The organism is Kothea flammea (assembly GCF_052161645.1).
Taxonomy (GTDB): Bacteria; Planctomycetota; Planctomycetia; order Pirellulales; family Pirellulaceae; genus Laterigemmans.
Genome location: NZ_CP197414.1, coordinates 1,740,290 through 1,751,358, shown reverse-complemented (window position 1 = coordinate 1,751,358; position 11,069 = coordinate 1,740,290). Strand labels below are relative to the sequence as shown.

Annotated in this window: 7 protein-coding genes; 2 read left to right on the top strand and 5 right to left on the bottom strand. The window is 56.3% G+C overall.

Annotated features, from left to right (window positions below; all coding sequences use genetic code 11):
- Nucleotides 1-74: 74 nt before the first annotated feature.
- The 3 genes from SH139x_RS06310 to SH139x_RS06300 are packed head-to-tail and all read right to left on the bottom strand — an operon-like array spanning nt 75 to nt 2,167.
- The gene (locus tag SH139x_RS06310) at nt 75-683 is read right to left on the bottom strand and encodes an HAD family hydrolase (protein WP_488354431.1); all 609 of its coding nucleotides are present in this window, start codon (nt 681-683) and stop codon (nt 75-77) included.
- 8 nt (nt 684-691) lie between these two features.
- The gene (locus SH139x_RS06305) at nt 692-1,177 is read right to left on the bottom strand and encodes a carboxypeptidase-like regulatory domain-containing protein (RefSeq protein ID WP_488354430.1); all 486 of its coding nucleotides are present in this window, start codon (nt 1,175-1,177) and stop codon (nt 692-694) included.
- Between the two features lie 48 nt (nt 1,178-1,225).
- Entirely contained in the window at nt 1,226-2,167 is a 942-nt protein-coding gene (locus SH139x_RS06300; protein WP_488354429.1) for a DUF1559 family PulG-like putative transporter, read from the bottom strand.
- A gap of 254 nt (nt 2,168-2,421) precedes the next feature.
- On the opposite strand from SH139x_RS06300, the gene SH139x_RS06295 reads away from it, so the two are divergent.
- Nucleotides 2,422-2,775 carry a phosphoribosyl-ATP diphosphatase gene (locus tag SH139x_RS06295; protein ID WP_488354428.1) on the top strand — a complete coding sequence of 118 codons (354 nt, stop codon included), beginning with the start codon at nt 2,422-2,424 and terminating at the stop codon, nt 2,773-2,775.
- Nucleotides 2,762-3,622, top strand: coding sequence for an ATP phosphoribosyltransferase (hisG, locus tag SH139x_RS06290; protein ID WP_488354427.1), 861 nt, complete (start codon nt 2,762-2,764; stop codon nt 3,620-3,622). Before SH139x_RS06295 ends, hisG begins: the two co-directional genes overlap by 14 nt.
- Before the next feature lie 218 nt (nt 3,623-3,840).
- Here the strand turns inward: hisG and SH139x_RS06285 are convergent, their stop codons facing one another.
- Nucleotides 3,841-8,793, bottom strand: a complete 4,953-nt coding sequence (locus SH139x_RS06285; protein WP_488354426.1) for an Ig-like domain-containing protein — start codon at nt 8,791-8,793, stop codon at nt 3,841-3,843.
- 585 nt (nt 8,794-9,378) lie between these two features.
- Nucleotides 9,379-10,977, bottom strand: a complete 1,599-nt coding sequence (locus SH139x_RS06280; RefSeq protein WP_488354425.1) for an Lpg1974 family pore-forming outer membrane protein — start codon at nt 10,975-10,977, stop codon at nt 9,379-9,381.
- Between the last annotated feature and the right edge of the window lie 92 nt (nt 10,978-11,069).

Sequence of the window (11,069 nt, the reverse complement as noted above, 5' to 3'; positions counted from 1 at the left end):
CGTTTTCCGGATGAGCTAAAGCGTTGAGAATCAACACCGCCAGTCTACCGAACCCGAGTTGTGTAATAAGTCACTCATTGGCGGACATCGATGGCGTCCATGCCGGCGGCGGCGGCGGCTTGCAGTCCCAGATCAGAATCTTCGTAGACGAGGCATGTTTGGGGTGGGACGCCGAGTTGGCGGGCGGCTTCGAGAAAGACGTCGGGGGCCGGTTTGTGGTTATGCGTATCTTCCGCCGTGACGATCGCGTCAAACCAATCGAGACAGCCGATTTTTGCCAACTGGCGGTCGATTACATCGCGGTATCCGCCGCTGGCCACGGCCAGAGGAATTTGACCCCGATAGTGCTCGGCGACGGCAACGACTTGCGGGAGTGGCAGCAGTGTGTCGAGCCTCTGCAGGAAGGCTAATTCTTTTTCTTGGGCCGCTTGGGCAACGTCAATTTGGACACCCTGCTCGCCCGACAGGAGTTCGATGATGTTGCTGGTTGGCATTCCCCCCAAGGCATAAAACCGCTGTTCGTCAAAGACGATACCGTAGCGGTTCATGGTTTCGCTCCAAGCCAGGAAATGGACTGGCATGGAGTTGGTTAGCGTGCCGTCGCAATCAAAAATCAAGCCGCCGTAGGTGCGACTGGGGAAAACAGAATTTACCAAGTTAAAACCAGCAGCGATGGGGGTCATGGGTTGAGCTAGCTGCGGCCGGTCACTGAGCAATCGGAGAGCAAGTCGAAGTTAAAATTTGCGTCCGATTCGGTGACTTGGACCGTGATCTTCGAGTCGGCATGATAGCAGGCGGGTACTTTTTCCGCACCATCGCCGGGTTTCTCGTCAGGGTCTTCCTCGTCGCTGTTATTGATTGCCTCCTCGCCCGTGCGAGCGGTGGTGCTGATGCGAACCACTTTCTCGCCGGGCACCACGCCGGTCTTTTCCGAGTTGAGCTTCAGCGTATAACGGCCGCTGGCATCGGTGGTGCCGTAGCAAAAGGTGGTATCGGGAGCTTCGAACATCACCACAGCCCCACTCAACGGCTGGCCGTCGAGCGTCACGGTGCCAGAGATTTCGACCAGGCCTAATTTCTCATAGTCCGCTTGCACGCCCCCATTGCAGCCCGTCAAAAACAAGCAGCAGAAGCTGAGCAAGAACAAAAAAAGTGCCGGTTTTGCAATACGATACATCAACGAAAAGTCCTCAAAGAAATTTTATCAAGATAGACGAGACTCGCTCTACAGCTTGCTCATATCGACCACTTCGTTATCGCTACGGGAACCGAGAGCTCGATAGAGTTGCAGATCGACGGTATCCGAAATTGGCCGCACTGAGTTATCGCCGAAGGTGAATAAGGAGATGCCGCCGGGGTGCCAGCTGCCAAAAGCGACTTCCATCAAGCGTCCGGAAATGGCCGGTTCACGAAGACGCAAATTGGGTTGGACAAGGAAACTGCCGACCGCTTCGGTGAACTCCGTGCCGCCGGTGCCACCATCGCAGCGACAGGGATCTGCTTGGGGAGAGCCGATTTGCCAGAAATCCATTCCCTGACCATCTTTGACAAAATTTGGATCGGTCTGTGATTCGCCAATCAAGACTGTATTGCTCAGCCCATCGTGGATATCGGCAAAACGAATCCGGCTGCAGGCAAAGAAAACACCGTTGAGATCCAGCATCTCGAAAGACTTTGTGTTGGGTAGGGGGCGAGTGCTGGTGTCATCCGAAGAGACTTCGTTGCCCCCGTTGCCGCGATAACTCATCGGCACACGTGCTGCGAAGCCGTTGTAATTGAATGTGTCGCCAATTGGCATCGAAGGACAGCGATAGGTGCTGATCGCCGTTTCACACGCGACCGTGTTGGCGCTGCCGGACAGCCAGTTGCCGGGACCCGATTCTTGGAAAAGCAAGGTGTTGTAGAGGTTATCTTGCTCGACATACGGCAAGATCATCGCTGACCAGAGGGTGCCGTGGTCATTCCAGCCAAAGGGCAACACTTGTAAAGCCGACTCATAGTTATGCATCGCCAAACCGATTTGGCGGATGTTGTTGCTACAACTCATGCGACGAGCGGCTTCGCGGGCGGCTTGCACCGCGGGCAACAGCAGGCCAACGAGAATTCCGATGATGGCAATCACCACCAACAACTCAACCAACGTAAACGCGTTTCGCTTCTTGGACATTAGAACAACTACTTTAATGGACTTCGTACTCTCAGGAATATGACAACGAGAAACTATGTGGTTAGATCAGGGGAAGGAAGCCGTAACTCGGTTTTCTAATGAAATCTTCACGGAGCCTGGAATGCAGAGCTTCGCTGCCACCCCTACAGCTGAACCCCTGTTTCGCGGTAAAGTACGAGGGTTTCACGCTTTAGCTCTGTTCCTGCGGCAGGTGGTAGGGCGGACTTGCACGAACCGCGGAGGACAGATCGCTGATGAGCCAAACCACCGAGATATTCGAACGACTGATGGCGACGATCGAGGGGCGAGCGGCGGAAATGCCAGCGAATTCCTACACAACCAGCCTGTTGACTGGTGGAGTCCACAAAATTGGTGGAAAGATCACGGAAGAAGCAGCTGAAGTGGTGGAAGCGGCTGGCGAGGAAGGGGAGGCAGGACGTCAACATCTGACTCGCGAGGTCGCCGATTTGATTTTCCACACGATGGTCATGATGGCCCACCGCCAGGTCCGTTGGGCAGACGTGGCTCTGGAACTTGGTCGCCGAGAGGGGCTCTCGGGGCTGGAAGAAAAACAACGCCGCAAGGAAACCATTGATGACGACAAGTGAACGGCTGAGGATTGGGATCCCCAGCAAAGGCCGACTGAGCGATCTGGCAACCGACCTGCTGAAAGAGGCCGGCTTGCAATTTCGCCGGCAAGACCGAGCACTGTTCGCACGTGTGCGAGGTCTCGATATTGATCTGACCTTTTTGCGCACCGACGATATCCCCACCCTTTGCGCCGAAGGAGCTATCGACATGGGGATTACCGGCAGCGACTTGATCGAAGAAGCGGGAGCCGACGTGGACCGCAGCCTATCACTCGGCATGGGCCATTGCCGATTGGCGATCTGCGTCCCCGAATCGTCTCCCGTACAGCAAGCCAGCGACTTGGATGGAAAAGCGGTCGCAACCAGCTTTCCCAGGCTGACCGATCAGTACTTTGCCAAGCATGGGGCGAAGACTCATTTAGTCGCCCTGTCAGGATCGGTGGAAGTGATGATTCAGTTGGGTGTGGCCGAGGCGATCGTCGACCTAGTCGAGACTGGCAGCACGCTGGCAGCCAACCGGCTGCGAATCTTGGACGAAATTGGCCAGTATGAAACGGTTTTAATCCGCAATCGCAAAGTACGCGACGAAGCGACCGCGGCGCGGTTGGTGCGACGTCTGGAAGGGGTGGTGATCGCCCGCGATTACTCGTTATTGGAATACAACGTGCGTCGCGAACAACTGGCAGAGGCCGAACAGCTGACCCCCGGATTCCGCTCACCGACGATCAGCGCGCTGGAAGACTCTCAGTGGTGTGCGGTGCGCGTGATGGTTCGCAGCAAAGAGGTGATCGACATCATGGAGCAACTGGAAGCCTTGGGGGCTTCGGCAATCATCCAAACGGCAATCGCCAACTGTCGGCTGTAGAGCTGGACAACGTAGCCACCATCGAAAAATTGGTGTCGTCTGTTGCGTCGCGCGAGCCGAGTTCTCAAGGAATTGCGAGGGAGCGAAAGGAGCGTTCCCATAGCATTTCACGCAGTGAAAGGAGACTATGCAAAACGGCTCGCGGGAAATGATTTTTCCCGGAGCCGTTCTCATCAAACCATTCATGCATTGCGGAGCTGTCCGCAACCAATTCGTTGTTACACTTCGCCTAGCGTGTCCAGTTCACGATCGTCATCGTCGTCGTCATCACCGTCGGATGGCGTGACTGGCAAACAAACTGACTGACCTCCGTGAGCCGACTGTCGAGCGGCCGAGCTGCCACCATCGGCGACGAGTTGATCGCCTTCGCCTTCAGCCGTTCCCAACGAGCCGAAGATGGAATCAACCGCATCGGTGAAATCGCTGCCAGAAATACCCGAGGCCGCATTCCCAGTCGAGTTGACCAACGGCCCACCCACGGTGAATCCGGTCAGCGAAGCGGGGCCCTCGCCTTCGCCAGCACCACCACGGTTGTTGTTAAGGAAGTTGATCACTTGCAGAGCGTCAATGGGACTCATCTTCTTGTCGCCGTTCACATCCCAGTAAACTTTGCGTCCACCTTCGTCACCATCTTCACCCTCACCACCGCGGTTCAAGCGGTTGAGTACCAACAAGGCGTCGATCGGTGAGACGTGGTTATCGTTATTGACGTCCCAACGGTTCCGATCGTTTTGGTTAGGCGATTCGCCTTCACCGGCAGACTGAATTCGCACCGACGCCACATCGTAACGAATCTGGCTGATCGGCACGACATCGGGTGGTTGGAACAGCAACGTGTCTTGATCGGGCTGGACATCGGCTGGATCAGCGACAACTCGCAACATCCCAGGCGACTTGGCAATCATGTCGATGGTGGCAAACAGCACCGGATCGGCCTGCAGTGGATCGCCCGAGCCTTGGGAAGTCGTTTGGAACGTACCAAACTCGTTAATCAAGCCGGGAACGAAGGCATCACCGACCGCGGTATCCTCATCGAAGTTGGCACCAAACTCAACATCAAACCCGAAACGCGATTGGTTTGCGTTGACGGGCTCCGCCAAAATCGAATCGAATAGCAGATCCATGTAGGCAGCAAACACACCGCGTGGCTCACCGAAGAAGGGATCCCGCAGGTCGTCGACAACCAGCCGAATTTGGAACGGCTCGCCAACATCAATCGTGTCATTCTCAGTAAGAATGTTTCCATCAGCATCGAGCAACTGCACATCGATATCGACTAAGTCGTCGGCGGCCGCGTCACCCACCGTGACCGTTACTTGAGCGGTGCTTTGAACGCCATCAGCCGAGAGAATGGTGTAGTTGAATTGATCCACACCAACAAAAGTCGCATTGGGCGTGTAGATCACCAAGTCATCACTGGGATCATCCGTGTTGTTATCGAACAGCGAGGTTGAACCACTTGCGGCGGCCCCCACATTGACAATAGTGACGTCACCGGTCGGGCCCTTATTATCGTTAGCCAGCACGTCAAGCGTTGCCGCACGGCCCGCTTCGATCAGCCGTCCCAACGAATCTCTTTGATCGGGGTATGAATCATCGACCGCGAAGACAAAGTCAGAATCGCTGGGGACGATCGTCAGTTGACGGCGACCAAAGAGAATGTCGTTCGGCACCAGTTCCGGATTAGCAGGACTGAGGAAGACCACATCGCTGAACGATTCATTTGCCGGATCGGCAACAAACTCAGCAATCCCTGGATTGACCGCCATCATCGTGATCGTGAACAGCTCGGCCTCGCCAGTGAAAGGCGTCCCCAAACCAGCCTGCGTGGCCCCCACCTCATTGAAAATACCGGGCAGTGAAGCATCGCCAGTTTGCAACGTGGTGAAGTTGGCACCAAAGTCAATGTCGAACGAGAAGCCCGACCCGGGCGTGCCGGGAACCGGAGCAACCAGACCGTCGGTAAACAACAAGTCAAGATAGGCAGAACCGAGGCCAGGATTATTCTGGAAGTCGCGAAGATCGTCGACCGAAACTCGCAGCTTGAACGGCTGACCCGCGGGAATCGTGTTGATCGGTGTCAAACCATCGAAGGCGAGCGTCTCAACGATGAAGGAAGCGAGGTCCTCGTTGGGATCGCCTGGCTGCAAGTGAATGGTCGCCACGGCGGTGCTGAGTTGACCATTCGCGTCGGCGACGGTGTAGCTAAATTGCTCCGTCCCGTTTTCGCTAGCAGCAGGTGTGTAACGAATGCTCTGGCCACCCGGAGTGATGCGAACGCTGCCACCACGATCCGGAGTGGAAGTGGCAATGATTCGCAGACCACCGGCGACGCTGGGGATATCATTCGCCAACACGTTGATCGGTTGATCCGGCAGCCGCTCTGGCAGGTTAAACGAATCGTCAATCGCGATCGGCACTTGCGACTGGAAGACCACGTTCAAATCGACGGTGGCCGTTCCTTGCAAGGAACCATCGGCATTGCGCACTGAATATTCGAACGAATCGGGGCCGAGACGTCCCTCAGCTGGCGTGTAAAAGACTGTCCGTCGGTCGCCGGAGAGGAAAATAATTCCGCCATTGTCGCTGCGGTCGGTGTCCAGCTGAATCGTCAACGGATCGTTGGGCAGGTCAAAGTCGTTTGCCAACACGTCGAGGGGGACTGCTTGAGAGCCACGGGGAATATCGAACTCATCCCGGTTGGCAACATCGGCGGTCTCGGCGATGCGGATCGCATAATCTTCAACTTCACCGCCAGCGGCGAAGCCTGTTACGGGAACACCTGGAGATTGACTGAGTCGGAACCGAGCAAAGGTGTCACCCACGACCGCCGAAGCTGGCAAGACAAAATTGAGCTCCCTCACCTCGCTGGTGGTGAAAACCATGTCATTAATGAACTTGTCAAACTCGCCGCTCCAATCGTCCGTGCCTTCCAAGTCGAGCCAGCCGCTGAGATAAGCTGGAGCCCCAGTGGTGTTGGTTACCGAAACGCTGATGACCGCCGGTTCACCCGGCGAGAGGGCGGACAAAATTGTGATTCCGTCTTCATCATCGATGCCGTTGTTGTCGTCGCCATCCGCACCAAACGTGGGCTGACCATCTGGCTCGGTGTCGACTGTCGCCCCCAAGCTCAAACCGCTGACCAAACCATGCACCGCACCATTGTTGGCAGCCAGGGTTGGATAGGGGAAAGGAGCGTCGCCAAAATCTTGAACCGGCTGATTGCCAAAGTTGTAATTATCGGGAAGAACGGTGCCATCGTATCTTACAAGGTGCTCGCCGCTGGCCGGGAAAGTTTGCGCGTATCCGGGGGTGACGACTTCGCGAATCACATAGTCGCCCGGCCCCGGGAAGTTGATGGTGTAAGATCCATCGGAGTCGGTGATTCCATGTGGCTCACCTAAATCGAGCCGATTGTCACCATCCAAATCGAGGTAGATGTAAACGCCCCCAATCCCGGGCTCGTCGGCCTCACGCAGACCATTGCCATTCAGGTCAGCCCATTTGAAACCGGTCACGTCGGCATCAACACGAGTCACTCCGAAATTAGCGACCGCACTGCCGTTGGTGGGCACGGTCACGGTCAGCGGATTCGCAGTGGTAGTGATGAATCCCGAAGGTGTGATCACTCGAACCGTGGCTGCACCGGCGGCAGCGCCCAGTGAAAATGCACCGGTCGCCGAAGTAACGGCGGATGGTTCCGAACTATCGAGCTGTCCGTCGCCATCGAGGTCAACGAAGACCGTCGCACCGGCTACACCCGATTCGTTGTTGTTTCGCGCCCCGCTGCGATTCAGATCCTCGTAGACCGTTCCCGCGATGCTGCCACCGACAAGCCCAGTGGAGAGGTTAAAGGCCATTGCGTTAACGGTATCTTCGCGGCCGATGTGAACCGCTTCCGCAGGCGAGAAGAAATCATCGGTAAAGTTGATGACAACATCGTCAAGCGTACCGTAAATCTGGTCCGGTCCCGTCTCCGTAAAACCCAGAATGTCGCCACCCTGGTCCATGATCGATACCAACGCGTTGGCGTTGTCTTGGTGCCAAGCTCCAAAGAAGTGACCTGCTTCGTGAACTGCCACGTTGGCCAAGAAGGTCGCTATCGTATCAATGACCGTGAAACCGGGAGCAAACTCGATCGGCAGGATCAAATCTTCGATCGAATCCAACAACAAGAAAGAGGACTCAGCGGTGGCAAAGTTTCCGATGTCGATCGAAGCGGCCAGCCCGATCGTAGGAACCCCCGACTCTGCCTGCGTGCCGCCAATAATCACACGACTAAAATAGGGATTGATGCCAAATTCATCAACGTGGTCGCGACTGTTACGAATGTCGATGCCGAATTGCCCGGGAACTCCGCTGTCACCAAATGCGCCGTTGTTTCCATTGAGACCAATGTACTCGAACTTGCTTTCCGCAATCTCGATCACGCGGTCAATGATGCGGTCTTCATCTTGAGGCCGCAAACCCCAGTCTTGAATGAACGCCGACATGGGCGATAGTCGAGCCACCCCAGTGGCCGTCGGATCAAACTCCGACTCCAAATAGGTAGCTCCGTCGAAATCAAGATACAAGACCTGCTGCTGACCGATCGGCGCTTGCTCCATGACGGGTCGATAAACCCGCAGGCCCATCGTGTAAATGCCGCTGGTCGGGCCGACCGAAACCTGGAGGTAGTAGCGTCCAGTCTCGGGTACCGTCTGAGCCGCAGTGATGTCACCCAACGTCTGCAGCGGAGACTCAAACGGGAAAAGAATGCCTTCTGGACCGGTGACAGGCGCATTTCCCTCAGAACCGAACCAATGCTGGTTGGGCGAGTAGAAGACGTCGACCGCACCAACCGAGCCGATCGTGGCGATATCGAGAATGTCGCCGGCTCGCAAGTCGAGGGCAAAGTAATCGACGTCGGGGAAGATTCGCGAGCCAAAACTGCCAGTGCTCAGAGTGCCTGAAAGGTCGATCGTGTCCACCTGCCCAGGACCCGTGCCCAACGGGAGCACCTGCGCGGTGCCAAAGGTGTCGTTCGATTCCACTTCGTTAATGCGACTCGCATCAACCGAGCCGATGTTTCGCGCCAGCGTGGTAAAGCGATACCCCGACTCTCCCCCAGTCCCGCCCGGGCTCTGAAAGCCAGTCGCCGAAAGCAGCTGCCGCTGCTCTAAATTCTCCATAATGAGACGGCGCCGGGAGCGGCCCGTCTCCTTCCGCAGGCGTGGAGAATTAGCTCGAGTCTGGTTCTGCTTGTTAGCTCGCTTCACCTTAAAATCCCTATTCAACTGATCCGGATGGGGCCACGAACCTGCACTTCGTTCGAATCCAGTTCGACGCACGTGCCACGTGGTCCTTAAGCTCGATATTAGTAGTTTTACGCAAGCATCCACTCGCCCCGGCGAGCTGGCATAATCCACACTGCGTCAAATTAGGCAATTCCGGGGACATGGGAAGAGTGTTGCGGTCGATTCTAGTTCCGCCCCGGGACGTGTCAACAAATCGCAGAGTTGGGATGCAACGGAACAGGCTCAAGTTCCCGCCTTTGGTCGGATTTTGAGGATTGATTTGGTCGTAACTTTGTGAACCTACCAAAAGCGGCTTTAGAAGCCAAACAAAACCACCCAAACGAGCGTGAAAGGCAGAAAAAAAGGCCAGCCAAGATTCGGATTTCCGAACCATGGCTGGCCTTTCGAACGCGGGAAACACGTCATATTCGTGACTCAGCGCGATTTCCTCACCGCCGAGAAGAAAATTTCGCTCGGACGTTACCAGAGGTACTCGAGACCCACGGTGAAACCGGTCAAAGTCAAGTCACCACCGTTGGTTAGCGGGGCCAAAGCGGCCGCAGCATTATTTGTCCCAAGTCCGGTGAAATTCGTCGTTTGCAGAGCTGGCGACCCCAGAGCGACATCGGTTATGTCGATCACGTGGAAGGAGCTGCGGAGGGTCCAGGAGTAGGAAAATCGGTAGAGCAGCGTGGCGTTCAGTTCAGTCAGCCAGGCCGTTTCCGAATTTCTTACCCGGTCAGCAACTGCGAAGGGGAAGTTAATGTTTCCCGGGCCGAGCGAGTTAGCCGCAACGTTTGCTTCGAGCCGCGAGGTATTGCCCATCACCGCACCTTTGACTCCCACACCCAGGTTGAGGCCGGGGTACATGTTCCACCACAAGTCACCACCGACTTGGAATCCGGTCATCGAGTTGCTGGCGCGGAACTGGCTATTGAGAAATCGCTGCCCATCAGCCGGATTGCCGTTGTTGATTAGCCCGACGGTGCGATAGCTGAACTGGTCGTCGTAGTCGATGTAACGGATACCGGCCAACCAAGAGCCTTGGAAGCGTGAGTAGGGCCCTACCCAGCGACGCCGATAGTTGACTTCGCCACTATGAAAGCGATTGGTCGTGCTAATACTTTGCGACAGCGACTGATCAGTATCGTCAAAGCCTAGGTTAGGATTCTGACCAAAATTTGAGATGAACGAGAACAGGTCTGGCGTGGGATTGCCGTTCACATCGGGCGTCCCAAAAACGGTACGGGAATCGCCGAATTCGCCCGTTCCCATATAGGTGACCTCCAAATTGCCCCCCACACCGAAGATCATCGATGCCGAGAGACGTGCACCGGCCTGCATGCTATCGTCCATCGCGTCGTTGCTTCGCAGCACGATGTTCGTGTTGGGACCTTGGCCACGGCTGGTGACGTCAAATCCCCGAGCATTGGTATCGAGCCTGAGGAATAACACCTCGGCTGAAATGTCGTACCAACGCTGTGCACCCAAGCCAGCTTCGGTGTAAGGACCGAGAGCTGCGAGCAGTCCGAGCATGTTAGCTCGGCCCAGTGATTGGCAGACTCCGCAGCCATCGCTTTGGCAGAACAAGCAGACGTGGCGGAGCTTACTCATTCCGCTGTGGTCATCGCAGTGCATGGCACCGAACAAGCCACCGAAGTTGCAGCCACCGGCACACTGCCAATCACCGCTACCACAGGACATGCAACCGCCGGCGGCATCGCATCTACCCGTGTCGCAGCCGGCCATTGGCCCGCCCATGTGCCCACCCATATGTCCGCTAAACATGCCAGTCTGTTGGACTGGATGCACCGGCATCTGGCCGTACGGGGCGTTGGCGTGCATCACGCCTCCCGTTCGATTATTTTTGGCCGGCTCGGCGTATCCCGCCGGAACCACAAAACCACTAGCCTCGTAATCAGGCTCAACCGACCCGGGTACTTGGGGCGGTCCCGCCAGAGCGGAGCTGGTAACCCCGAGGGCACAGCAGGCCGCCAAGCCCGTTAGGATTCGGCTGAGCGAAAGCTTCGTTCTCAACATCACGACTGTCTCCGCGGCCCCGGTGCCGTCTGTACGCATGACCGAAAATCAGGGCGTTCAAAAGCAGCAACCACAGGAACCCCACCAGGCTCCCACTTGTCGGCTGCCGCGATCGAGGCGGAGTGGCCACG

Bases quoted from the DNA above. Each gene is read 5' to 3' on its own strand.
- SH139x_RS06310 (WP_488354431.1), bottom strand. From the start codon at position 683: ATGACCCCCATCGCTGCTGGTTTTAACTTGGTAAATTCTGTTTTCCCC.
- SH139x_RS06305 (WP_488354430.1), bottom strand. From the start codon at position 1,177: ATGTATCGTATTGCAAAACCGGCACTTTTTTTGTTCTTGCTCAGCTTC.
- SH139x_RS06300 (WP_488354429.1), bottom strand. From the start codon at position 2,167: ATGTCCAAGAAGCGAAACGCGTTTACGTTGGTTGAGTTGTTGGTGGTG.
- SH139x_RS06295 (WP_488354428.1), top strand. From the start codon at position 2,422: ATGAGCCAAACCACCGAGATATTCGAACGACTGATGGCGACGATCGAG.
- hisG (WP_488354427.1), top strand. From the start codon at position 2,762: ATGACGACAAGTGAACGGCTGAGGATTGGGATCCCCAGCAAAGGCCGA.
- SH139x_RS06285 (WP_488354426.1), bottom strand. From the start codon at position 8,793: ATGGAGAATTTAGAGCAGCGGCAGCTGCTTTCGGCGACTGGCTTTCAG.
- SH139x_RS06280 (WP_488354425.1), bottom strand. From the start codon at position 10,977: ATGCGTACAGACGGCACCGGGGCCGCGGAGACAGTCGTGATGTTGAGA.